Genomic DNA, 25482 nt, shown 5'->3' with positions numbered 1-25482 from the left:
TAAAATGTATATTATAAGTTATTTTTTGGATACCAGGATCAAGTCACGGCTTGATCCTGATTAAGAATATGCTCCATAAAAGTTTGACGTGCTTTAGTGTGTATATTATTATGAAATAAATATCTATTAAAAAAATAGTTTGTTAGAGTTAAAGCTTGTCTTTTTTCTTCTAATGTAATCTCGCTATTATCTGAAAGTAAAAATTTTGGTAAAATCAATAATTTATCTTTATAAGGTGCTCCTATTTTATAGGATAATGCTCTACCTGATTTAGGTGATACATAGTATAAATCTTGTTTTACATTACTAACTGCACACTTGCTAAGGTCGAGTTTATAACCTGCTATGTCAAGTAAAGCTAGCTCAAAATTAATATAATCACGAAAAAAAAATTTTTTTGATAAATTATCTAAATAGTTAATTAGAAATGAAAAAAAATTAGAAGTTTCTTCTCTTTCATGAAATACCACTTTGATTAAAGATATAGCAGAATTAAAGGCATATAATTTAGCTTTATTTGTAATAAAATAACCAGTGTAAGATTTGATGAGTTCACATTTAGCTATGCCGATATGTTCATGCAGTCTTGCCTTCCAAAGAAAATCTACAATATGACCTTCTTGATATATAAATTTGCTTTTTTTAGAAGATTCTTTTATAACTCCCGAATATAAACCATAATTTTTAGTAAAAACTGTAATAATAAAGATATTTTCTTTTAAAGGTTTTTTAGCAACTATTACTCCTATATCTTTGATATTCATAGTTTTTTAGTAGATAAGATATTTCTTGACTTTATATATTTTAAGTTTTCTTTTATATTATTTTTCAGCTCTCTAGGTTATTCCCACGTAGGCGGGAATCCAGGTTTTAAAACAAATTGTATACTAAGTTTTAATTTTCTTTGTTTTTTATTATTTTTTTCTAGATTCCCCCATCGCTTCCAAAGGAATGATATTCGTATACTACTTGATCAAGCTATGATATGACAGTGGACGCTTTTCCAACTCAAGCAATAATGTCCTAACTGCATTTGAATTACCTGTATATATTATATTCTTATATCCTAGTTTAATTGCAGTAAATAAAGCGGCATGATCATCTCCTACATCTACAGTAAGATCTAACACTTTTTCAGGAAATTCGCTACTTAAAGTTTTAAACATATAATCAATTATTAGCATACCGTAATATTTTACGCTAGAGGCATTATGTGTTAATATTAGTTTTTCTTCTACACTAGATAAAAAATCACGTGCTTCTTCTAAAGTGCTTATTTCATAAACTATACTCATTTAATTATCTCTTGTAGGTCCTTTAAATGTGATACAGAATATATAAAGTCATAAGTTAAATTTTCAAGTTTAGAGCAGATAATTTTATTAAATCCAAGCTTTATAGCTTCTTTTATTCTTGTTTCTGTTTTTGCAGTTTTTCTTATTTCACCTGATAAGCTTATTTCGCCGAAGAAGACACTTTGCTCGGGTAAAGGATTACCTGTTGCAGAAGATATTAAGCTCGCTGCTACTGCAAGGTCTGAAGCAGGATCGGTAATTTTAAGGCCACCCGCAATGCTTAAATATACTTCATAATTAGTAAGATTAAGTCCTATCCTACTAATAAGTACGGCAAGTATCATTGATAACCTGTTAGCATCCCACCCAACTGCGGAGCGTCTAGGAGTTACCATATTTGAGGGTACTATGAGGGTTTGTACTTCCATAAGTAACGGTCTTGAGCCTTCAATTCCTGCAAAAATAGACGTACCTATAACATTCTGCTCTCGCTTCATTAAAAATAGTTTAGACGGATTTGTTACTTCAATAAGTCCACTGCTGCTCATCTCAAATACTCCTATTGCTCCCACATCGCCAAAACGATTTTTATATGAACGTAAAATACGGAAATGGTTATTATGCTCTCCCTCAAAATATAATACAGTATCAACTAAATGCTCAAGTATTTTAGGGCCTGCTAGCTGCCCGTCTTTAGTTACATGACAGCTTAACAGGATAATTATATTATTTTGCTTAGCATAATTAACTAGTGCATTTGCACATGTACGAATTTGCGAAACAGTACCTGGAGGTGAAGATAATTCTCTTGTCGTAATTGTTTGAATAGAATCAATCACTACTAAATCAATATTATTTTTATTAGCTTCTATACTTGTAATAATATCTTCCAAATTAGTATCTGCTAAAATATTTGTGTTATAATTGGTTAGATTGAGTCTTATAGCTCTTAATTTTATTTGATCTAATGATTCTTCACCCGTGATATATAAGCAATTCATCTTTGATGCAAAGTTACTTGCTACTAACTGCAGTAATAAAGTAGATTTACCTATACCAGGGTCACCTCCTATTAATATAGCAGAGCCCAGCACTAAACCTCCACCAAGTACACTATTTAATTCGCCTATAGGGGTAGGGATGTGTAACTGCTTGGCTACATTACCGGACAGCTTATCGAAATCTTGTTTGCTACCTATTTTAACAATTGTTTTATTTGAACTGACTAGCTCTTCAACAATACTGCCCCATACACCGCAATCAAAGCATTGCCCTGACCATTTAGGATTAATGTTTCCACAATTAGAACATATATAATGCTTTTTGTCTTTGGTCATTGTGTACTCAGAATAGAACTTCAAAACTGGCTACGTCGTGCTATGGTGCTTACTTATTTAAGAAGTATAAGCTCTGCTCGTTATCTGTGAACTCCTTGCCCTCTTACCCCAGTTGATTTTTGTCTACCAACCTTTCATTTTGTATATCTTAAAATCAATAATTTACTCTTACCATATAGTTTTTTACGTATAATTTCAATATTTTCATTTAAAACATATTCATCTAGTTTAGCCATCTCAATAACTATGATAGTACCGTCTTTAAGCCAGTTATTTTTTATCAATAACTTCATTACTTTAGGTACTATATCCTTATGATAAGGAGGATCGATAAATACAAGATCAAAAGCTTTATTTGCTTTCGGTAGATTTAAGGCATTAAGATGAACAAAATGAATTTCATTTTCAATATTTAGAGATTTAGCAAAGTCTTCTGCTATTTTTAATGAATACGGATCAATGTCAATTAATGTGGCAAGACCGGCCCCTCTTGATAGACTCTCAAAAGCAAGGTTTCCGCTACCAGCAAATAAATCAAGTATGTGAGTATTTGCATTAAATAATTTATTATCGGTAAACTCGCCGGAGGTTAATATACTAAACATTGCCTCTTTGAGCTTACCGGTGGAAGGTCGATATTTGATATTTTTAGCGGTAGGTATAATTTTGTTTCTATATTTACCAGATATTATTTTTAACACTTATTGAGTTATTAATATGTTCCTTTTTTGATCTTGATTTTTTTGTTCATCTTTTATTGTTGCAGCGAATCCTTTGTGCTTATTGTTAGGCTTAAATTTTGCTGCGAATGTACTAGATTTTATTTGTTGTCTTTCTACCGTGTTATCTTGCTTTGCTATTTCTACTTTTGGTATTACTTGGTTTAAGTTATTTTGTATCTGTTTTAAAACATCTTGTTCTTTAGCTTTATCAATATTATTATTTACATTATTTAAATTTTTTTCTCTCGCTTTAACTTTTTCTGTTTCGGCTTTTTGTCTAGATTGTTGCTTTTCTGTTACTAACTTATCAATATTTTCATAATGCTGTGGGATATATTTATCTATACTGCTAGTCAAATTTTCACATGATTTGTGAATATTGCGTAAAGGTTTTTGGGTCAATTTATATATTCCAGTAGCAATTGCTCCACTGGCCAAAATACTGGCTCCTAGAATGACAGCTTTAGTAGTTAGTGTCGTGCCAGTGACTAATAACCCAGGCATTGTTATGAAAGGTGCGGCTGCTAATGCAATTCCCACTACTATTGCCACCCCTACTAAAAAATTTTTACTTGCTAAAAAATTTGTTATGCTGCTGATTCCTGATATAGTACTTCTTGCAATTTTTGCACAAAGCTGTCCCATTTTTGTTTTCAGGAACCAACTGCTTTTTTCTCTTGCATGAATTTTATCTTGTAATTTAGCATGTTTGTTAACATTTACAGATGTTCTTTTATCGTCTTTATCATAATGCTCTAAATTCCCTTTAGCTTTACCTTTAGTATCATGCATCTTTGTAGCATTGTCACTCTTTGCTTGATCAAAATCTGCACCTTCTTTATTTATTCTAGCTAGATTTGCTGCTTTTAGATTTGCTTGTTTTAAAGTGGCTTCTTTAAATATAGCATCAAGTGCTGCTGCTGCTTGCATATCAGCATTTTCAAGTGTCGCTTTTTCTAAATTAGCTTTTGTAAGGTCAGCTCGCTTCATTATTGCATTTTTAAAATTAGCTTCCTTAGCATTAATATTTTTAGCAATAGCATCCGACATATTTAATCCTTCAGCTTCAGCTTTTTCTAAAGTAGCATTACTTAACTTAGCAAATTGTGCACTTGCATCAGTAAGTATAGCGTTGGTAAGGTTAGCATATTCAAGATTTGCTTTATCAAGTAAGGCCCTGCTCATATTAGCATTAACAAGATTAACTCTTTCCATAATAGCATTTCTTAAATCTGCTTCTTCTAAAGATAATATATTTTCAAATTCAGTATCACTAAAATAGGTATTTCTTGCAGTGATGCTTTTCATTTTACATTCCTCTTTGAATTTTGCTGCTAACACATGTGCGTTATTCATAAAAGCATTTTCAAGATTAGTAGAAACGATATTTGCTTGATCTAGAAGTGCATTATTTAAAACTACTCCCTGCATTTGAACTCTTTGCATATCTGCATAAGCAAGCGATATACCGGTAAGATTAGAATTGTTCCATTCTGAATCTGTAATAACAAACTTTTCAGCATCGGCATTAACCATCATAACCGCATTAAATTTGCTATTTGTTACCTCTGCTTCAGATAAATCTATTTTAGGCATATAGCTTCTCGACATATCACTATTTTCAATTTTGCTCTTTTTAAGATTAGCAAAAAGAAATCCTGCGTTACGAGCTGTAACATTTTGAAAAACAGCATTTTGTAAATTAGCTCCTTCAAAATTAGTAAAATCTAGGTTACAATTTAAGATTTTAATATTCTCTAAGTTAGCTGAAGCAAATAATGTATTCTTCAGGTTAAGATTAGTGAGAGTTTTATCTGATAAATCAATTTCTGAAAGATCAGGGATTATATGTATATCTTCTGAAAGGTGTTTTTGCTTTCTAACAAATTCGGTAAGCGATAATTTGGTATCAGATTGTTTTGTTGCTTCAGCTAAATATAGATCAAATTCTTGAGAAGTTAATTTTATATATTTTTTCGATATATCTCGTTCTTTGGCAGTCGAACCTATAATATATGACGGATCTAGTGTTACTTCTATTTTTTCATCTTTTAGTTGTTCTAAAATACCATCTAGACCCTTACCACAGAACATTCTAAGATTATCTAAAGAATGTATCTCAGTTTCTAATTTATTTACTTTCTGCTGTAATAGATTAATTTTAGCTAGTTCATTTTGTTGGTTTTGAGCAATAGTTTCTGCACTATTCCACAAAGTATTTAAAAGATTGGTAACAATCCCAGGATTATCTAAGTTTTTCTTTAAATTTTCTAACTCTGCTTGTGTAGTTTTTAGCTCTTTTGATTTAACTTCCAATAAAGTTTTTTCATCTTCCCCAGCTAAAATATATTTTTTTTTGTTTGTAACTTCGTCTATAATTATTTCTTTAATACGTTCTTTTTCTAAATCTTTATCTATGTATTTATTTAATCTTGCAAGATCTGAAAAAGATAGTTTTATATCTCGTATTTTATCTTTTAGGTTAGGGATTTTATAGTTATTATAATCATAATCTTTATAATTAAAATCTGTATAATGAAGATTTGCCCCTCTAAAGTCAGTACCGATAAATTTACAATCATTAAATTTTACATTTGTTAAATCTGAATCACATAATATGGTATTTGTTAAATTACAATTACTAAATACGGTGTCTGTTAGTATTGTACCTTGCAAATTAGCATTCGTTAAATCTCTATCATTGATCTCTTGATCTGCTAAACTAGCAATAACAATTTTGTCCTTCTCATTAGAGAAATGGGTATTTTTGATAAAATCATTTAGTGAAACATTAGTATTATCTTTTATATACTCAAGGTAATCATTTAAGTCTTTTTCTGCACATATATATATATTAAAATTTGTCATATGTTTTTATATGATTAGTTAAAATGCATTAATATAACATATTACTAATTATTGCTCCAGTATTTTTTAGTTATTTCTTTATAATCTCCAGGTTTTAGATTACCTATTGTAAAATTACCATATTGAACCCTAATTAATTTATTAACTTTTAGTCCAAAATACTCGAATATTCTTCTAATTTCACGATTTTTGCCTTCAAATAAAACTATTTCAAACCAGGAGTTAGTATTATTTCCCCTAAGTAATTTTATTGAATAGGGATTATAAAATATCCCATTAATTTCTAAATTTTTATAATCATTTTTTAGTAGAAAATCATGCTGTCCGTATGCCCTGACATGATATATTCGCTTTAGCTTATTTGACGGTAATTCAAACTGTCTTGCTAAATCACCGCTATTAGTTAGTAATAACAAACCTTCACTATTTAAATCTAATCTACCTACTGAAATTACACGAGGTAAACCAGTTAAGTTCTCAAACACAGTTTTACGAGATAAAGGGTCTTTATGAGTAGTAATTAAACCGACAGGCTTGTAATAGATCCAAAGCCGTGGTTTTTGTAATTGATTGATTAATATGCCTGATACTTCAATTTGATTACTAATATCAACATTTGTAGCCGGTGCTAAAATTGTAATGCCGTTTACTTTTACTTGTCCTTCAGCTATCAGCTTTTCAGCATCACGTCTAGAACAAACTCCTGAATTACTAATTACTTTTGCTAATCTCTGCATTTTTAAATATAGATAAATTTCAATAAAAATATATAAAAATGCTATTAAAAAGCAATATTAATAATTTGACCTTAATTATTAATATAAATTACATATTTTTAACAAAATTATATAAAATGTTAATTTTATTGATTAAAAACTTTTTATTCTTTAAAATTCTGATTTTCTTTTTAGCAGAAATTTAGTCTTTTTGCTTTAATCTAAATTTCATTAAATTATGTAAAAACTTATTGGTTCAATCCTGTTCATATCAGGTTTGTATAGCACTGCCTATAGTATTAGTTATAATATTGAAATTGATAATAACTTCTTTAATTAATTTAGAGTTTAATATTCAAGCTGATAAAGGCATGAAACACTTGGAATACTGGGAAAATATTGTTTAGGACAATTTGGTAAGCCTTAAGCTCCTTTCATATGCTTTACTTGCAGTATTTATACAGAGGTCCTTCAATATTACAGAGGTGGTTAGCTTTTAAATACAAATAACTTAATATAGAGGAGCATGGTATAGTTATTATTAGCATCCTATAAAGTGAGTAAATTATATAAATCCTGTGCTATTTATCTGATTACTTATCATAATTGCAATTTTAGTTATTGGACTTGTTGCCATGATTAATTGGTATTATCTCACCGTTATTCTCACCAAAAGCAATATCTATATGGGTGGGTTGTGTAGTAACTTAGGGTAGTTTTTACTGCATTTGGATTTCAATTAATCTTCCATACCTCTTAACTAGTTATTGTAACAAAAATGTTAAAGAAGGTATTTTATTTGGAAGCTTACTTCCTGTAGTAGTATTATAATTATAATTGTATTACATCAATCATAATAATCCAACATTTTATCAATAAATGATTGCAAGTAATGTAGAAGTCAGAGAATTAATTAAGTAATATAGCAAAATGGCAGTCCGTATAATTATTAGTTTAGATAATTTTAACTCTTGCTATTGCTACATCAGTATTTGGGAGTAGTGGTAGGTCTATGCGATTCCCTTAAAACTATATTTATGAATGTGATACCGAATGTGGTAATTCCGTAACATGACCGTTTCTATTATTACTAGTAATATTGCCAGCTTATTATTGTAGCAGTAGTAGTACCGAATGCTTTTATTACCCTTTTAGGATCTGGCCAGTATGTAATTGCAATTTTATTACTGGCTGAGCTGTTGTAAAAGCAAAGATAAAAAAAATTTTATTATTCTAAGTTGCAAAAACTCTAATTATTATATGTGTAATTGTCAGAATACTTATTAATGGGCTATGAATTTATTAATATAGTAACTTCTATTAAATATTATTGATAGTAGCAAATAATACAAAACAATTAAACAATTGGGAAATAACTAGCCAATATTTCTAGGAAAGAAATATGCATAAAAACAGATTAAAATTTAAACCTTAAATGGTGTTGCTATAACATATAGAGTCTGGCGGCAGATTCGTGTCTGATAATGCGATGTGGATTTATAGTAAAAATAATAATAAGCTACTTGATAAAGCAATAAGATGGGTAGAAAAAATAAAAGACACAAAAATTTTAATGAAATAATTTAAACAGCGTTAAAAGTCCTTTGCTCTAAATTACTAAATTTAGAATATTGACTATCATAGTAAAGCGAAACATTTCCCACTGGTCCGTTACGATGTTTTGCAACAATTATATCGGCAATATTATATACTTTGTTGAGCTTATCTAACCATTCTGCATGTTTCGCATCGCCTGCTGCCGGTTCTTTTCTAGTTAAATAATATTCTTCACGGTAAATAAACATTACTATATCTGCATCTTGTTCTATAGTTCCTGATTCTCGAAGATCGGATAGCATAGGTTTTTTGTCCTCACGCAGTTCTACTGCTCTTGAAAGTTGAGATAATGCAATAACTGGAATATTTAACTCTTTTGCTATTGCTTTTAAACCTTGGGTTATTTCTGCAATTTCGCTAACTCTGTTTTCAGATTTACTTACTCCTCTAATTAATTGTAAATAATCTATAAATAATATACCGAGATTATGCTTGCGTTTCATTCTTCTAGCTCTTGTTCTTATAGCGGAAATAGATAGAGCAGGGGTATCATCGATAAAAAAATGTAATTCTGATAAAGTATTTGCTTCCTTACGAAGACGGTTATATTTTTCTTCACTTAGAATTCCTGTGCGAAGAGAAGTCGAATCAATTTCTGTGCACATTGAAAGTAGACGCATGGTTAGTTGTTCTGAGGACATTTCTAACGAGAAAAAACCTACCGACTGAATTTCTTGATTATCGCGAATATTCTTAAGACGCATATTATTACATGCATTCAGTGCAAGATTTATAGCAAATGCTGTTTTACCCATTGACGGACGTCCTGCAAGAATTATAAGATCAGAATTATGAAAGCCGAATAATTTATTATCTAGATCAATCAAACCGGTAGATATACCGATTACATGATCATTATTTTTCATAGCTCTATTGATGCTAGCTAGTGATTCTGAAATAGAAATACCGATTTTAGTAAAACTCTTTTCGTTTAAGCTTTGGCTAGCTAAATCATAAAGTTTAGCTTCGGCATGTTCAATCTGTTCCTTTGCTTCAACTTCTAATGAAGAATTATAGGCATTATTTACTACTTCTTCACCGATATTTATTAAATTACGCTTTATTGCTAAATCATATATTATTTTACCATAATCAATTGGATTTATTACCATCATTGACATGGTTATCAATTTTGCTAAATACTCTGATCCTTCTATTTTTTGAAATAGTTCATCTTGAGTTAACATACTACGTAAAGTAATAGGTGTAGCTATCAGTCCTTTCTCAGTAATTGCGTTAATTGCATTATAAATTTTTTGATGAATAGGTTCAAAGAAATGCTCTAAACGTAAAAATTCTGACACGTAATTTAGTAATTCATTATTGGTTATAATTGCTCCAAGTAGCATTTGCTCTGCTTGAATATTTGAAGGTAAAACCCTTGGGATGGGAATATCTGTTTCTTCATTAGTATCTATATTTTTATCGTTGTTTATTTTATTATGTTCCATTTTGGTTGATTTATATAATTAACGAATAAGTATAATTTTAAAATCTTATTGCACATTAGCAGAAGCTTTATCTGCAGTATATATAGTATATAGGATAGTCTGTAGTTAAACCAAACCTAACACAAACTCGATCTTCAAGTGATAAACCTAAGTGGCTGATCTGCTTTTAATATAAGCAGCAAGACATATTGTGCTTGATTGAAGTTAATAACGTAATTAATTAACGGTTCTATAGAATCTTTATCTTTACATGCGTGAAGTGACATTTCAGATTTTAGAAAGATTCCTGTTATTTCGGATACATTAACAGAAGACATATATACCATTTCCTAAGAGTTTTTCCAATTTTATATTCACAGTTTTATTTTTAATTAGAGTCAAGAGAGCAGCAAATATTACCTTACCACCTTTTTTTAAAGATAATTGTTGGAAGAGAAATTTTGCCATTTTTAGTTATTTTAGCACTTTATCATATATACCTAATCATAAAATAACATATAACTATATACTACACGTACTATACTAATTAGTACTATTGTTATTTTATTCACTAATTTGCATTAAATGCTACCCCAGCGTTTAATTAAGTTAGTTTCAATATCAAAAAAATCTAAAACTCTAGTAACGGAATGATTTACTATATCATCTATACTTGTAGGGTTATTATAAAAAGCCGGCATGGGTGGTGCTATAATTCCTCCGTAACTCGCTACTTTTAGCATATTTTCTAAATGTCCTATATGCAGTGGAGTTTCACGAGTCATTAAAATAAGTTTTCTTTTGTCTTTAAGTACAACACCTGCTACTCTACTAATTAAAGTATCCTCCATTGAGTGAGCAATACTTGCTAAGGTCTTCATACTACAGGGTGCTATTATAGTGCCTGCAGTTTTAAAAGAGCCGCTAGAGATAGTAGCTCCTAAATCTTGATTATCATAATAATAATTTGCTAAATTTTTTATTACTTCTATAGAATATGTGGTTTCAGCTTTTATAGTAAGAGCTGCTCCCTCTGAAATAACTAAATGAGTTTCAATATTTTGATACTTTAGTATTTCAAGTAAACGAATACCGTATATTGCTCCTGAGGCTCCAGAAATTGCTATAATGATCTTTTTTTCTTTATTCATCTAAGTTTTTATAATTTATAAGTTTAGTATATAATAAAAAAATTATACAATACATTAATATATGCAAATAGCAAAAATATTGTTACCGGTAGCAAAATTATTTCCGTTAGATTATTTAATTCCTAAAGATTTATCTCTAAATATAGGTGATCTTGTCATAGTGCCTTTTAGAAATAAGGAATTAACTGGTATAGTATGGGGGCTTACATCAGATTCTGAAATACAAAAATTAAAAACTATTCATACGAAAGTATCTCTAAACTTAAATATTAATTCAGCAGTTTTAGAATTAATTAAATGGATGAGTGTATACTATATGTCAGAGCTTGGTAGTATAGCCAAGTTAGTATTACCTATAGATATTGCTGCAAAACCTATAAAAATTAAAGAACAAAAAGTAAATAACGATTTTATATTACCTAATTTATCGGTAGAACAGAAACAAGCAGTAGCAGTCTTAAATGAAAGTAATAAGCCGGTAGTTATTAAAGGTGTTACTGGCTCTGGTAAAACGGAAATATATTTTCATTTAATAGCAGATTACTTAGCAAAAGGTAAACAAGTGCTTATTATGCTGCCTGAAATTGCACTTAGTACACAAATTATTAATCGTTTTATAGAGCGTTTTGGATTTGAACCTATAATATGGAATTCTAGCGTTACGAAAGCTCAAAAGAAAATGATTTTAAGGGGCATATTAAGCGATAAAGTTAAAGTAGTAATTGGGGCTAGAAGTAGTGTATTTCTACCTTTTAAAAATTTGGGTCTAATAGTAATTGATGAAGAACATGATGAATCTTATAAACAAGATGATGGAATATTATATAATGCTAGGGATGCTGCTATCGTCAGAGGTATATTTGATAAAGCACAAATTGTTTTATGTTCGGCAACGCCGTCTATTGAAACGATGTATAATGTGGATTTAGGGAAATATCATTTAATTACTTTAATTAATAGATATAAAAATGCTGATTTACCGACTATAGAAATGATCGACATGACTAAAGAGAAGCTACCTAAGAATTCCTATTTATCTAAGGTTCTTATAGAAGCTATAAAAGCTAATTTAGCTAATAAAAAGCAAACATTATTATTCCTTAATAGGAGGGGTTATGCTCCACTAATGCTCTGCAAAGTTTGTGGTTATAGATTTACCTGCAAATATTGTTCTAGCTGGATGGTAGTACATAAAGCGACTAAAAAACTTGAATGTCACCATTGTGGTTATCAAAGTAAAATTTTTAGTTCTTGTCCTGAATGTCTAGAAGATGAAACATTAACTATTTGTGGTCCTGGTATAGAGAGAATCGAAGAGGAAGCAAAAGTACTTTTTCCTGAGAGTCAAATTGCCGTTGTAAGTAAAGATCATGCTAAAAATTCTGAAAAAATAGCACAGCTTTTGTATCAAATGGCAAATTTAGAAATTGATATATTAATAGGGACACAAATGATAACGAAAGGTTATCACTTCCCAAATCTTACTTTAGTGGGAGTAATAGATGCTGACCTTGGTAGTAATAATGCCGATCTTAGAGCATCTGAGCGAACTTTCCAGTTACTACATCAAGTAGGTGGCAGAGCGGGGAGGGGTGATAGTAAAGGTGTGGTATATTTACAAAGTTATTATCCTGATAATATAATTTTTAGTTATGTTAAAGTTGGTTATGAAGATAGTTTTTTTGCAAATGAACTTGAAATAAGAAAATCAGCAGATATGCCGCCATTTTCTAAAATGGCATCGGTAATTTTATCAGGTTCCAGTGAACATAAAATTTTAGAAATTGCTAAGAATATGGTCAGAATTGCACCAAAAGCAAACGTGAAAATTTTAGGACCGGCAAGCTCATTAATGTCAAAGCTTGCCGGTAAATATCGCTACCGAATACTTATTATAGTAGATAAGAAATTTAATTTGCAGAAATATTTAAAATTTTGGCTAAGTCTTATAAAGATTCCATCTTTTTGTCAGATCAAAATAGATATTGATCCTAAGAACTTTTATTAAATTGTGTTCACGAACCTAGCTTCTATATTTTGCTCCTTTATTATTATTCGATGGTGGCACATGAGATGCATCATAAGCAGTATTAGGTAAGAGATTTTTGAGTAGAATTTTTATAAAAAGCAGTTTTAGCTTATATCTCACGTAAAAGAATTTTGTATAAAATTACCAATATTTGGTCAAATAATAGTATTACTCATTTTTGTAGTTTCTTTACACCATTTACATACTTCTTTCAATTCTATTTTAACTTTAGCTATAGTAGCTGAATTGTATTTATTATTAAATCTTATTTATTTTTTCTTTAAATTCAATGTATTTTCTACTTTGTTTTAAATTAGCGATTATATAATCATTATTAATTCTCTAAGGTTATCAATTATATCAGATAATTTATGTGCTGTAGGTGCTTTATAATGTGGATTGGTTAAATCTTTATGTGGGTGATTTTTTTATTATATCACTTCTATAAAAGAAATAACCTCTTTTTTAGGTACTCCTAATTGGTTTTATTAGTCATCCTAATGGTTGTTAATAAGCTTTAACAGTAACGTTAAGACGTTTTCCTGCCTAAAACTGCTTAATCCTTATCGGCTAAATTCCAGAATAAAACCATCTTTGGTATCAGTATGATGATCTTTAAAAATTTCTCTATTTTTTCTTGTACGGTTAAATTAGATTGTTTTTTATGAGTTTCTTCTGGAAACGGTTTTGAAAGAGTAATAGCCTTTATAGCTTTTGGTTTTCAACTTGCTTATGATAGGATATCGACAAACTATATTTAAGTGTAGGTGCTTTGGAATGTGCAGTTAAATCAGTCTATTTTTTATGTGCTTTATCCCATGCTTTTATTTGTTCAGAAGTAGGTTTTGTAGGAACAGCTGGTTTTTATTTTCTAGTGGATTACTTGACATAGTTATTTTTTCCACTCTTTAATATGTTACTGATTTTAGAATATTATCTTGTGCCATGTTAAACTCATATATTTATTTATATAATTTAACCCATGTTTTTATTTTCATTATTTTGCTTCTATTTTATAGCTTATAAGCAAAATTTCTTTTTGTATTGCAACATTTTTACTATAAGATATAGAGCTATTAATTAAAATGAGATATGGATTTTATGTACCCTCTTGTTAGACTTAGAAGAAATAGAAAAGCATTTTGGCTTAGGGAGTTAATAGCTGAAAGTAATTTATCAATCAATGATTTAGTACTACCTTTATTTGTCATTGATGGGCATAATGCAAAACAAGAAATTAAGACTATGCCTGGTATATATCGTTTATCGATTGATCAAATAGTAGAGACGACTAAAAGAGCAGCAGAGATTGGTATTAATGCTATTGCATTATTTTCTAGTATTGATCAAAGTCTAAAAAGTGAAAATGCCGATGAGGCTTATAATTTAGATAATTTAATATGTAGAACTATTAGAAGCATCAAAAACGCCAATATTGATATTGGTATAATATGCGATGTAGCACTTGATCCTTATACCACACATTGTCATGACGGTATTGTGCATAATGGGGAAGTTGATAATGAGAAATCAGTAAAGGCATTGTGTAATCAAGCACTAGTGCTTGCAAAAGCAGGGGCAGATATTGTTGCACCTTCCGATATGATGGATGGAAGAATTGGAGCTATAAGGGAATATCTTGACAAAGAGGGTTTTATAAATGTTGGAATTCTTGCTTATGCTGCTAAATATGCTTCAAGCTTTTATGGTCCGTTTCGCGATGCAGTTAGGAGTAACAAAAAGCGTTATTTAGATAAATCAAGCTATCAAATGGATGTGCGTAATATTAAGGAAGCAATGCTTGAAATTGAACACGATATAGCTGAAGGAGCTGACATGGTAATGGTTAAACCAGGTATGCCGTTTTTAGATGTTATTCATGAAGCAGCAAATAATTTTAACGCTAGGATTTTAGCATATCAGGTTAGCGGAGAATATGCAATGTTAAAATTTGCAGCTGAAGCAGGGGCGATTGACTGGGAGAGAGCCATAATTGAATCATTAACTAGTTTTAAACGAGCAGGAGCAATTGCTATATTTACCTACGCAGCTCTTGAAGTAGCTGAAATATTAAAGAACAGTAAAATTAATTAGAAAAACGGCATCTGCCCTTGATATAAAATGAATTATATATTTTAAATTATATCAAAATTATCAATTTTATTTAAATCATTAAAGAGTCCATGATGAGGCAAAATACGAAATCAGTATTTAAAGGTTGGAATTTGTTAAGGCCTAAAGGAGGTGGAGCTAATGAGGCAGGAGAGTATGGTGGCGTATATCAAAGCTCGGATGGTAAAATTACGGCGATGATAAAAAAAGAGGATTCAATCTCAAAAAATATAGCCGAGTTTTTAGGGTCCCAAATTTTTAAAGTTATAACTCCTGGAAATGGAGCAAAGGTTAATTTAATTAGTCCTGATAATTTAAATAAATCTAAAGCTATTGATTCGCAAATATATGTCAAATCTGAGTTTATTGAGAACTATATTAGCGATATGTATGTGGACATGGATAAACATATGTCTGCTAAAACTAAGCCAAGTGCTTGGTTTAGAAAAGACAGTGGTAGACCACTTTTTATGGGGACTCGAAATAAATTATTTAGAACCTTCGAAAATGCTTTTAAGGAAATTAAGTATCAGAACTTTGAAAAAATTATGTCGGCAAGTTTATTGATCGGTGATTTTGATGTACATGTTGGAAATATAGGAGTGATCAGAGACCAAGAAAATCCAAATACTTTACCTAAATTAGTAAGAATTGATTTTGCTGGTAGTTTTGATAATTTAACAAATAATATCTACCCGAATTCAAGAGCTAGACATTTGCCGGGATTTGGTCCTACTAACCATTTTAGAGAATTTCCCTCTAGTTTAAGAAACAAAAATACTCAATTTGCTGATAGCTTACTTGCAGTCTCTAAAATTGATTTAAGCAAAACTATTAATAAAAGTTTTGATGAATTAACTAAATATTATAGTAATGAAGCAATTGCAGAATTTGCAAAACAAGCGATGCCAAAGAAATTTAATAATAAAAGATCTCAAGAAATAACGCCTGAAGAAATTAAGGCTAGTTTAATAGATATAATGAAAAAAAGGCAAGAGTCCTTAAAGGAATACGGCTTAGAAATTAAAATAAATAGTTTAATCTCTAAAAAATATAGTTTTCCTTATTACGAAGTGAAAGAGCAAGCATTAAAAGCATTAATGAAAGAATATCCTGATTATTTTAAGAAAATTCTTAATTATGAAACAAGAAAAAAAGAAAAAATTAAATTAAGAAATAAAGTTACTACTGATTTTGCAAGAATTTTAGAAATACTCGGTGTTAGGGATAGTGCAAAAAAACATTTAATAAAGACAATAAAAAGTTTAAATGAAGATATTAAATATGAAAGAAAATTAACTGATTTTTCTGATACAGTAAAAATAAAAAAAGAACCAGAACAAAAATCAGTAAGGATAAATGTAGATGCAAACAGAGAATATGTAGATGTTCTAGCAAAATTCAGGCAAGAAGTTGGAGCAGATTATATTGTTAGTGTTAATCCAAGTCAATTAGGTCTAGCTAAAAAAGTGAAAAAGAAGGATCAAGATTTATTAAAATTAGATGAAGAAGATCTAAAACATATAAATAATCTAAAAGAAAAGGTTATGAACCCGACAAAAACTACTTTGATTAATGTTAACACCAAACCTCTTAAATCTAAAGAAAGCAAAGCTAAAGTGAGATAATAAACGAACCAAGCAACAAGAATCCTACAACTAAGTAATTAATCAGTAAAAGTCCATATTGTGTTGGTAGCTTAAGTAGTTCAATCTTTTTAGAAAAATACATGGCTTTTACTACTTTAAGATAATACAAAGCAGCAACTACACTGGTAAAAATACCACAATAAGCTAATGCAAATTCTTCTTGATTAATTGCTTGGTAAAAAAGGTAATACTTACCAAAAAATCCTGTCAGAGGAGGGATTCCAATCATTGAAAACATAACTATGCTAATTACGGCAGCTATAGCTTTATGGTTCTTTGCAATTCCTCGTATGGTTTTAAAACTAGCTTTATCTGCATCTTTACCAAGTAACATAATTAAGCAAGTAAAAAATCCTATACTTCCTACCGCATATATTAGAATATATAGTAGAGCTGCTTTATATCCTGCTTGATTATGCAGAAGAACGCCAATTAGTATATAACCGATATTTAGAATAGTGCTATAGGCCATTAATCTTTTTAAAGAAGTTTGGCGAATACCCCCAAAAGATCCAAACAGCATAGATAATATAGCAATGATCTTTATTAAGTTATAATTAATAGGATGATAATCACCTATAATGAACTTGCTAATATTTAATAAAACGGTAACCATACCGATTTTAGAAGCAGCAGTAAAATAAGTAACTGACGCTATTGGGGATCCTTCATATACGTCAGGTGCCCAAAAATGAAGTGGAACGCTTGAGAGTTTAAAGAAAATGCTGCTTAAAAATAATACAATACCAATTATTAAACCAAGGTTTGTTGAAGAAGAATTATTTAGCTTATATAAAATGTCTTCAAATTGTAAGCTTCCACCAAAGCCATATATAAATGAAATCCCAAATAATGATAAACAGCTCACTAAACTACCCAAGATAAAATATTTTAAAGCACCTTCCGATGATTTAATATCATTTAATTTGAATCCTGCAAGTGTATATGAAGTTAAAGCAGTAAGCTCCATACCGCAGAATAATAATAGAAAGTTCTGTGATGAAATTGCAACAAAAATACCTATAGCTGATAATAATATCAAAGTAATAAATTCACACTTTAATTTTTCGCCGGCAAGCACAGAGTAATCACGGTATATAATTATGGATACAATAGTGAATAGTAATACTATGCTTTGACTAATACCGATGTTTATTCCAGTAGCAAATGAGTGCCATACTCCTTCATAGCTTGAATACTGAAAGGTAAGAAAAAGTGATAATATGCATAAGAAAATAATGATATTAGAAATAATTCTATGTTTATTTGGTATTATTATGGCAAAAAACTGTCCTAAAAGTGCTATTATAATTAAAGTTATTTCGGGAAGTAGCAGTAGCATATGAAACTAATATTATTTATGGAAATATAGATATTAGTAAATAAATCATTTTTTATCAACAAACTTATATATAATATTGAACTTCAAAACTCCCTCTAATTAAAATTACCTCTTTATATATATACTAATAGTTTAAAAACGTAAAATGATGAGATAGTACGTAGTGCATTTGAAAAACTCTATAGTTGCTAAAGAGTTTTTTGAAATGTATTTACCGCCGCATATAAAAGCTTTATTTTCTATAGAAATTCTTAAAATGGAAAAGGATAGTTTTATAGGGCCTAATCTTAAGAAATTTATATTGGATATATTACTGCTAAATTTGATGGTGAAGTCGGCTATTTATTTTTATTGTTATGATATCAAAGTAAACCCATGATTGTGTATATGGCTTTTTGTTTACTTAAGTATATGTTAAAATATTGATGAATATGAGATGACAGTAATAAAAAATGTTCTTTCATATATCCTTTAGTATTTATATAATGGCAAAAATATAATGTTCCTTTAAATTTATTGGTATTATTTGAAAATAGTGAATTAGTAAAAGCTATTTGGATTAGTGATTATCAGCTGATTAATGTTGATGAAATTTTTGATGATAAATTAAAAGAAAGTGCATAATTCAGAATTTTACAATTTTTTATGAAGCATATTCATAAAACGAGAATTGATAAAAAATAATAAGAAATAGCCGATCTTTTTCCTGTATTTGCTGAAATTAATATAGGGATTAATTATATAGCGTTATATTTTATTCTACACTTTGACCACAGCTAGTCAAAATGATATAATACAAATAGTTTAAATACTTAAATTACAATTTAAATACTGAAACATGATATGTGAAGTATAAGCATATTACTTGGACCAGTAAGGTATCGAACAACATATAGGTGAAATTAAAAGACAAAAAGATTATTGTAGCAAAATTTAAATCAATGCTAGTTTAAAAACTGACTTAATAGTTACCTCACATCTGATGAAATAAGGAAGAGGTTGAAAAACTTAAATAAATTACTTATACATGTATTTATTATCATTTATATTAGAAGGCGTAACTACATTATTCCGTCAATTATGGCTATCCGTTAGCTCTATAGAGTTTTATAAAAATGTATATAAAAACTATCAAGGATACGGAATAAGATATTTATTGACCATATCTTTTATTCCGTCAATAATTTATTGTATTTTTATATTAAATTACATAATAACTTTAAAAGATTATTTTAACGGAATACAATCCTCAAAAGTTACAGATAATATTGAATATATTATCAATCAATTACCAGTAATTAAATATAATAATTCAAAAATTTCAGTTGAAGAAGTAGAGCCTATATATTTATTTAGTAAAAATAACAATAAAATAGTCGTCATTGATACAAAAAATCAAGTTTCTAACAAAGAAAAAAGCAAGATACCGTTTGTACTTGAAGAGAATAAGCTTAGGATAAATTTAATTGTGGCCAATACTAAGAAAAATTTTCCAAGTACTGTTAACTATTCTGAGATATTCAAACAAAATGAAGTAATTTTAACTCCTGAAATAATAAAAAAATATTTTGCTGATAATTTATTATATGTACCAAGTTTATTTATTTATTTTGGTATGCCGGTTATTATATTATTTTGGTTTGTAACATTCTTATTAGATAGAAGTATTATAGTTTTGTTAGTGTATAGCTTAGCTAATTTACTTACTCATAAAACCTCAATACAAACTTCTATAAGGTTAGTGATGTTTTCCAGCGGGGTTCCGATAATATTACAACCGATTATTATATTAATACCGGAATTAAGTATATTATTACAGTTACTACAAATGTTTACAACTTGTTTAGTATTTATTGCTATTTGGCAAATTGACAAGAATTTATCAAGTTATATATAAAAGCAAAATCAGTACGTATTATTATGATTTTAAATCCTCAATTTACTGAAGACAGCCTGTTATTAACAAATTACTAAAACAGTAAAAGTGTTTATTGTAAAAATTAGACCTAAAAATTATTAGTATATAAATTTCGTGAATTCAAATGGGTAAAGAACAAGAAGAAAATCAGGTTTGCAGGGTGGTTTCAAGTTAAAGAATTTTTGCAAAATTAAGACGCAACAGAAGTAAACCTTATAAAAGGAAGAGTAATTAATATTTATGATAAAGGCGATTACTTAGATCTGAATCAATTAGTAATTCATGAAAGACAAGCTACTGGAGTAAAAAAGGTTGAAGTAAAGCAAAATATAAATTTCTTTTAACAAATTTTGCTGCAATAGGTCTTATAAAAGATACAAAATAATTAAAGAAAAATTTACTTACTGCCGGCTATATACAAGGAATATTAAAGGATAACAGTCAATTTTTAATAATCCTAAAGAAATGAGAAAATTTGTTGATAAAAATAGAGCTCTTCAAATTGCGGATATTGACAGTATCAGTTGGTAATTAAAGCATCAAGGTCATGTATAATAAAATAGCTTATTTTATTTCATAAGTGCTTTTATGAATTTTTTAGCTTTTAGCCGGAATAGCATCGAAGCGTTAAACTATGTTATACAAGTAATTCTTCTTCAGCAATGCTAGAATTATTTATAATGTTGTTCCATTTCTACTAGGTTTTTTATTTAATATTAACAAGCTAATTTAAATAATATAATTATATAATTGACTAAATTAGTTGAGTATTGTAGACTTAAAAAATTTAGATTTAATAACACGAATAGCGAATTATTAATCCGCTATTCGTTTAGCAATGTTGAATAAAGGTAAATGGTATCTTCGCCTTTTATATAAATTAATTATATCTTTGTTTATTAAAAAACTTAACAGTTTTTAAGATAAAATATAATTTTAAGGTTGTGGTGAAGAACTATTTCAAACCCTGATTTCTACAATTTATAGGTGGGTCGTATGATGCTGATGATGAAGGGAAGATATGTTGTAATGGCAATACTTGAAATGGCTTCAAAATCAAGTGCTGAGTTGGTCACTTTAAATGAAATTTCCGAAAAACAAAATATATCGCTTAACTATTTAGAGCAAATTTTTTCTAAACTTAAAAAAGCTGATTTAGTCAAGGTGATTAGAGAAGGATTGAAGGGGCTATATTTTATACGTAACCTAGAAGAAATAAAAATTTCCGATATTATGGACGCTGTTAATGAAAATTTTATAATGACTACATGCTATAAGAAATCAGTGAACACTTGCGTACCTGATAAAATAAAATGTAATTCACATAAATTATGGAAAGGTTTTGGGAAAAGCATATTAGAGATTATTTTGAAAATATATCCATTAAAGATATCTTAAATTTAAATATATGATATATTTAGATCATAATGCTACTACTGTTATTGACCTTAGAGTTAAGGAATTCATGATAAGTTTAATGGACATGGAGCTTAACCCTTCATCAGCACATAGCTCAGGTAGATTTGCTAAGAATATAATAGAAATAGCGCGCTCGCAAATAGCAACGGCTCTTGGTATAAAGTTATCATCTAGAGAATATGATATTACTTTTACATCATCAGGCACTGAAAGTAATAATTTAATAATGAAAAATTTTTATGATGGTGATATTTTTATTTCAGCTATTGAACATTTATCGATCTATAACCATATAAAACATGCTCCAAATATTAAAATTATAAAAGTTGATAATCAAGGTTTAGTTGATTTAAAACATCTAGAAGAATTATTATCGCAAAGTAGTACTGCGAAAAAACTAGTTTCCATAATGATGGCTAATAATGAAAGCGGAGTTATACAAGATATAGCTGAGATAAGTAAAATAACTAAAAAATATGAGGCAAAATTTCATAGCGATTTAATCCAATCATTAGGAAAAATACCTATAAATATTAAAGAGTTAGGGTTAGATTTTGCTACAATTTCAGGGCATAAAATAGGAGCAGGGCATGGTAGTTCTACTTTAATTTCTAACTCTGACTTTCAAGTTACTCCAATGATTATAGGGGGAGGACAAGAAAAAGGGTTAAGATCAGGTACAGAAAATGTTTTAGCCATTGCAGGGCTTGGTCTAGCTACTGAATTAATAACAAAAGATATCTCAGAAAAATATATAAAAATCAAAAGCTTAAAATGTGCCTTGGAGAAAAAGCTAAAAGAATATCCAAACGTAAATATTATTAGTGAAAATGTTTCAAGATTACCTAATACTAGCTTGTTTACTGTGCTTGGTACGGATGCACAGGTAAAATTGATAGGTTTTGATTTACGTAATATTTGTGTAAGTTCTGGCTCTGCTTGTTCATCAGGAAAAATATCTAAATCGCACGTATTAACCAATATGGGTATAGAGGACGAAGAGGCAAAGTCTTCGATTAGGGTATCTTTAAGCCATAACAATACAATTGAGGATATAGAAGCTTTTATAAAAGCTTTTGAAGAGATATATGACTGACGATATCATTGCCTGTAATAGTAACATTAAATGTTACCCCATGGCTGACTACAGGGTTCAAAAAAAAATTACAAAAGACTGGATACCGTGGCCGAGCCACGGTATGATACAGTTGTAAGAGAATTAACTATATGAACACACAATTACACAACCTCATTTTGCCGATATATATGGATTATCAAGCAACAACGCCGCTAGATCCAAGGGTCATGGAAGCAATGTTGCCGTATTTCACTACTAAATTCGGTAATCCGCATTCACGCAGCCATTCTTTTGGTTGGGATGCAGCAAACGCCGTTGAAGAGGCAAGAAGTAGAGTAGCGAAGTTAATAGGAGCAGATGCTAAAGAAATTATTTTTACCTCCGGTGCAACCGAGTCTAATAACCTTGCAATAAAGGGAATAGCAAAATTTTACAGCAATAAAAAGAATCATATTATTACCGTAGTCAGTGAACATAAATGTTTGCTTGACTCTTGTAGGCATTTAGAGCAAGAAGGTATAAAAATCACATATTTACCGATTAACCAAAATGGAATAATCGATTTAGAAATATTGAAAGCATCTATTACCGATCGAACTATGTTAGTCTCAGTTATGGCGGTTCATAATGAAATAGGCGTGATCCAGCCTTTGAAAGAAATCGGGAAAATGTGTCGTGAAAGAGGTGTTTTCTTGCATTCTGATATTGCTCAGGGTTTTGGTAAAATTCCAATTGATGTTAACGAGTTTAATATTGACCTTGCCAGTATCTCAGGACATAAAATTTATGGTCCAAAAGGAGTAGGTGCATTATATGTAAGGAAAAAGCCGCGTATACGTGTTACGCCGCTCATAAACGGTGGTGGTCAAGAACGTGGTATGCGTTCAGGTACGCTTCCGACTCCTTTAATAGTAGGGCTTGGCATAGCTGCTGAAATAGCGTATAATGAGATGAGCAAAGATACTAAGCATGTAAATTACTTATTTGACAGATTTTTAAACAATATAAAACAAAGAATTTCAGCAGTTTATTTAAACGGTGATAAAGATCAAAGATATAAAGGTAATTTAAATTTAAGTTTTGCTGGAGTAGAGGGGGAGTCACTTATTCTTGCCATTAAAGATTTAGCCGTTTCTTCCGGTTCTGCTTGTACTTCTGCCTCACTTGAACCATCATATGTTTTACGTTCCATGGGAATCAGTGAAGATCTTGCTCATACTTCGATTAGGTTTGGCATAGGTAGATTTACTACCGAGCAGGAAATTGATTACGCAGTAGATTTAATATGTTCAAAAATTGATAAACTAAGAGAACTAAGTCCTCTTTGGGAAATGATGCAAGAGGGTGTTGATTTAAAGAAGATCAAATGGGCATCTCATTAAAATCCTTGATGTTATTCCTGCTTCTAGCTAGGAATAACACATTAAAAATTAAATTTTAGAGAAATAACAATGGCTTATAGCAAAAAAGTGATAGATCATTATGAAAATCCTCGTAATGTTGGGTCACTTAATAAAGATAGTAAAAATGTCGGTACGGGACTGGTTGGAGCTCCTGCTTGTGGTGACGTTATGAAGTTACAAATTGAAGTTGACGATAACGGTATTATTATAGATGCTAAATTTAAAACATTCGGTTGCGGTTCGGCTATTGCTTCAAGTTCTTTAGTAACGGAGTTGGTTAAAGGCAGATCCATAAATGATGCTGAATCTATTAAAAATACCGAAATAGCAAAAGAATTATTGCTGCCGCCGGTAAAATTACATTGTTCACTACTTGCGGAAGATGCAATAAAAGCAGCTATAGCCAATTATAAACAGAAAAAAGAAAGCAAAAAAGACTCTTAAAACATGAAAAATGTTATTTCACTAACCGATTCTGCTGCAAAGCAAGTAAAATTGCTAATAGAAAAACGAGACAAGCCTACTTTTGGTATTAGGGTAGGGGTTAAGTCAGGAGGTTGTGCAGGCCAAGTTTATTACGTTGAATATGCAGATAGTAAAAATCAATTTGATGAATTAGTTGAAGAAAAAGGCGTGCGGATACTAATCGATCCAAAAGCGTTAATATATATTTTAGGTTCTGAAATGGACTATGTAGAGACTAAATTCAAATCTCAATTCACTTTCACAAATCCCAATGAAAAAGCTAATTGCGGCTGTGGCAAATCTTTTAGTGTGTGATAATCCCACTTGATTCATTACCCACTATGTATTATTCTATAAGTTATGATATAAAAAGTAATTTATATGACACAAGAAATGTATATTAAAACTAGATACGAAAGGCAGAATAACACTTGGTAATTAGCTAAAGTGGTTAAGTAGTTTTTTACGTTATTGTTAATAGTAAAAAGGACAAATTATTTTAGAACCATCTTAAATACTTTAAAAAGAAGTTAGATATTTAATAACAAAAAGGCTTTAACACAATTAAATAACGGTATTAAAAATACTGCTAGAGGACAAGTTAAATTTATAGAAGATTTTAGTAAATATTTAGTGGCTTTTAAAAGTCTTTTTACTATTTAAGCTAGTAAAGATTTGAAAGAATTTGAAAATAATAAAGGATTAGAAAAATGTTTAAAACTAGTAAAAACATATTAGCATATTTAAAAGCAAATCCTTGTGTCATCCTATTAATATAAATCTATTAAAGGAAAACAGAGAAGATACTACTTCTGCTGCTTGTAGAATGTTTTGGCATTATGTAGCAAAAAAGCTAATATTGCTTTAGCAATTACAGTACATCCGTAATTTCAAAAGTGTCAATATATTTTTTCTAAAATTAAGTTGCATA

At 29.6% G+C, this 25482-nt stretch carries 19 protein-coding genes and 1 pseudogene; 10 read left to right on the top strand and 10 right to left on the bottom strand.

All coding sequences use genetic code 11. From position 1 onward, the window contains the following. Positions 1–38: 38 nt before the first annotated feature. The 9 genes from recO to AAGW17_RS04800 form a co-directional block, all read right to left on the bottom strand. The gene (gene recO / locus AAGW17_RS04840; RefSeq protein WP_347938871.1) at positions 39–764 is read right to left on the bottom strand and encodes a DNA repair protein RecO; all 726 of its coding nucleotides are present in this window, start codon (positions 762–764) and stop codon (positions 39–41) included. A 201-nt stretch (positions 765–965) separates the two neighbouring features. Then, positions 966–1295: a hypothetical protein gene (locus AAGW17_RS04835; RefSeq protein ID WP_347938870.1), complete on the bottom strand. Its 330-nt coding sequence runs from the start codon at positions 1293–1295 to the stop codon at positions 966–968. Next, positions 1292–2632, bottom strand: coding sequence for a DNA repair protein RadA (radA, locus tag AAGW17_RS04830; RefSeq protein ID WP_347938869.1), 1341 nt, complete (start codon positions 2630–2632; stop codon positions 1292–1294). Before radA ends, AAGW17_RS04835 begins: the two co-directional genes overlap by 4 nt. 134 nt (positions 2633–2766) lie before the next feature. Then, a complete protein-coding gene (rsmD, locus tag AAGW17_RS04825; RefSeq protein ID WP_347938868.1) occupies positions 2767–3333 on the bottom strand; it encodes a 16S rRNA (guanine(966)-N(2))-methyltransferase RsmD in 567 nt (188 codons plus the stop codon). After that, positions 3334–6222, bottom strand: coding sequence for a pentapeptide repeat-containing protein (locus AAGW17_RS04820; protein WP_347938867.1), 2889 nt, complete (start codon positions 6220–6222; stop codon positions 3334–3336). A 44-nt stretch (positions 6223–6266) separates the two neighbouring features. Next, positions 6267–6959 (bottom strand): pseudouridine synthase, encoded by a 693-nt coding sequence (locus AAGW17_RS04815; RefSeq protein ID WP_347938866.1) that lies wholly within the window; start codon positions 6957–6959, stop codon positions 6267–6269. 1562 nt (positions 6960–8521) lie between these two features. Next, on the bottom strand, positions 8522–10006 hold the full coding sequence (locus AAGW17_RS04810) for a replicative DNA helicase (protein ID WP_347938865.1): 1485 nt from the start codon (positions 10004–10006) through the stop codon (positions 8522–8524). A gap of 134 nt (positions 10007–10140) precedes the next feature. Further along, positions 10141–10323 (bottom strand): hypothetical protein, encoded by a 183-nt coding sequence (locus AAGW17_RS04805; protein ID WP_347938864.1) that lies wholly within the window; start codon positions 10321–10323, stop codon positions 10141–10143. 243 nt (positions 10324–10566) lie between these two features. Beyond that, complete coding sequence (locus AAGW17_RS04800) at positions 10567–11136, bottom strand: UbiX family flavin prenyltransferase (RefSeq protein WP_347938863.1); 570 nt, start codon at positions 11134–11136, stop codon at positions 10567–10569. Positions 11137–11197: 61 nt separating this feature from the next. Between AAGW17_RS04800 and AAGW17_RS04795 the strand changes: the two genes are divergently transcribed. From AAGW17_RS04795 to AAGW17_RS04785, 3 genes are all read left to right on the top strand, one after another. Beyond that, positions 11198–13144, top strand: coding sequence for a primosomal protein N' (locus AAGW17_RS04795; RefSeq protein WP_347938862.1), 1947 nt, complete (start codon positions 11198–11200; stop codon positions 13142–13144). Between the two features lie 1122 nt (positions 13145–14266). After that, positions 14267–15259 carry a porphobilinogen synthase gene (gene hemB / locus AAGW17_RS04790; RefSeq protein WP_347939429.1) on the top strand — a complete coding sequence of 331 codons (993 nt, stop codon included), beginning with the start codon at positions 14267–14269 and terminating at the stop codon, positions 15257–15259. 92 nt (positions 15260–15351) lie between these two features. Continuing rightward, positions 15352–16905 (top strand): hypothetical protein, encoded by a 1554-nt coding sequence (locus AAGW17_RS04785; protein WP_347939428.1) that lies wholly within the window; start codon positions 15352–15354, stop codon positions 16903–16905. Here AAGW17_RS04785 and nuoN read toward each other — a convergent pair. Next, a complete protein-coding gene (gene nuoN, locus AAGW17_RS04780) occupies positions 16892–18268 on the bottom strand; it encodes an NADH-quinone oxidoreductase subunit NuoN (RefSeq protein WP_347938861.1) in 1377 nt (458 codons plus the stop codon). The genes AAGW17_RS04785 and nuoN overlap by 14 nt on opposite strands. Before the next feature lie 169 nt (positions 18269–18437). On the opposite strand from nuoN, the gene AAGW17_RS04775 reads away from it, so the two are divergent. From AAGW17_RS04775 to AAGW17_RS04745, 7 genes and pseudogenes are all read left to right on the top strand, one after another. Then, entirely contained in the window at positions 18438–18647 is a 210-nt protein-coding gene (locus tag AAGW17_RS04775) for an Rpn family recombination-promoting nuclease/putative transposase (RefSeq protein ID WP_347938860.1), read from the top strand. A gap of 648 nt (positions 18648–19295) precedes the next feature. After that, a complete protein-coding gene (locus AAGW17_RS04770; RefSeq protein ID WP_347938859.1) occupies positions 19296–20165 on the top strand; it encodes a DUF1189 family protein in 870 nt (289 codons plus the stop codon). A 1017-nt stretch (positions 20166–21182) separates the two neighbouring features. Then, positions 21183–21598: pseudogene (locus tag AAGW17_RS04765) on the top strand (Rrf2 family transcriptional regulator). Continuing rightward, complete coding sequence (locus tag AAGW17_RS04760) at positions 21595–22701, top strand: cysteine desulfurase family protein (protein WP_347938858.1); 1107 nt, start codon at positions 21595–21597, stop codon at positions 22699–22701. Before AAGW17_RS04765 ends, AAGW17_RS04760 begins: the two are co-directional and overlap by 4 nt. Before the next feature lie 131 nt (positions 22702–22832). Continuing rightward, positions 22833–24065, top strand: a complete 1233-nt coding sequence (locus tag AAGW17_RS04755; protein ID WP_347938856.1) for an IscS subfamily cysteine desulfurase — start codon at positions 22833–22835, stop codon at positions 24063–24065. Between the two features lie 69 nt (positions 24066–24134). Beyond that, positions 24135–24530 carry a Fe-S cluster assembly scaffold IscU gene (gene iscU, locus AAGW17_RS04750; RefSeq protein WP_347938855.1) on the top strand — a complete coding sequence of 132 codons (396 nt, stop codon included), beginning with the start codon at positions 24135–24137 and terminating at the stop codon, positions 24528–24530. A gap of 3 nt (positions 24531–24533) precedes the next feature. Continuing rightward, on the top strand, positions 24534–24866 hold the full coding sequence (locus tag AAGW17_RS04745; RefSeq protein ID WP_347938854.1) for an iron-sulfur cluster assembly accessory protein: 333 nt from the start codon (positions 24534–24536) through the stop codon (positions 24864–24866). Positions 24867–25482 lie beyond the last annotated feature (616 nt).

Source organism: Rickettsia sp. Oklahoma-10 (genome assembly GCF_039954865.1).
Lineage (GTDB): Bacteria > Pseudomonadota > Alphaproteobacteria > Rickettsiales > Rickettsiaceae > Rickettsia > Rickettsia oklahomensis.
This window is presented reverse-complemented; position numbering and strand designations above follow the sequence as displayed.

What these genes read in the sequence shown, in the direction of transcription:
- recO (WP_347938871.1), bottom strand. Translation starts at nt 764, where the DNA reads ATGAATATCAAAGATATAGGAGTAATAGTTGCTAAAAAACCTTTAAAA.
- AAGW17_RS04835 (WP_347938870.1), bottom strand. Translation starts at nt 1,295, where the DNA reads ATGAGTATAGTTTATGAAATAAGCACTTTAGAAGAAGCACGTGATTTT.
- radA (WP_347938869.1), bottom strand. Translation starts at nt 2,632, where the DNA reads ATGACCAAAGACAAAAAGCATTATATATGTTCTAATTGTGGAAACATT.
- AAGW17_RS04820 (WP_347938867.1), bottom strand. Translation starts at nt 6,222, where the DNA reads ATGACAAATTTTAATATATATATATGTGCAGAAAAAGACTTAAATGAT.
- AAGW17_RS04815 (WP_347938866.1), bottom strand. Translation starts at nt 6,959, where the DNA reads ATGCAGAGATTAGCAAAAGTAATTAGTAATTCAGGAGTTTGTTCTAGA.
- AAGW17_RS04810 (WP_347938865.1), bottom strand. Translation starts at nt 10,006, where the DNA reads ATGGAACATAATAAAATAAACAACGATAAAAATATAGATACTAATGAA.
- AAGW17_RS04805 (WP_347938864.1), bottom strand. Translation starts at nt 10,323, where the DNA reads ATGTCTTCTGTTAATGTATCCGAAATAACAGGAATCTTTCTAAAATCT.
- AAGW17_RS04800 (WP_347938863.1), bottom strand. Translation starts at nt 11,136, where the DNA reads ATGAATAAAGAAAAAAAGATCATTATAGCAATTTCTGGAGCCTCAGGA.
- AAGW17_RS04795 (WP_347938862.1), top strand. Translation starts at nt 11,198, where the DNA reads ATGCAAATAGCAAAAATATTGTTACCGGTAGCAAAATTATTTCCGTTA.
- hemB (WP_347939429.1), top strand. Translation starts at nt 14,267, where the DNA reads ATGTACCCTCTTGTTAGACTTAGAAGAAATAGAAAAGCATTTTGGCTT.
- AAGW17_RS04785 (WP_347939428.1), top strand. Translation starts at nt 15,352, where the DNA reads ATGAGGCAAAATACGAAATCAGTATTTAAAGGTTGGAATTTGTTAAGG.
- nuoN (WP_347938861.1), bottom strand. Translation starts at nt 18,268, where the DNA reads ATGCTACTGCTACTTCCCGAAATAACTTTAATTATAATAGCACTTTTA.
- AAGW17_RS04770 (WP_347938859.1), top strand. Translation starts at nt 19,296, where the DNA reads ATGTATTTATTATCATTTATATTAGAAGGCGTAACTACATTATTCCGT.
- AAGW17_RS04760 (WP_347938858.1), top strand. Translation starts at nt 21,595, where the DNA reads ATGATATATTTAGATCATAATGCTACTACTGTTATTGACCTTAGAGTT.
- AAGW17_RS04755 (WP_347938856.1), top strand. Translation starts at nt 22,833, where the DNA reads ATGAACACACAATTACACAACCTCATTTTGCCGATATATATGGATTAT.
- iscU (WP_347938855.1), top strand. Translation starts at nt 24,135, where the DNA reads ATGGCTTATAGCAAAAAAGTGATAGATCATTATGAAAATCCTCGTAAT.
- AAGW17_RS04745 (WP_347938854.1), top strand. Translation starts at nt 24,534, where the DNA reads ATGAAAAATGTTATTTCACTAACCGATTCTGCTGCAAAGCAAGTAAAA.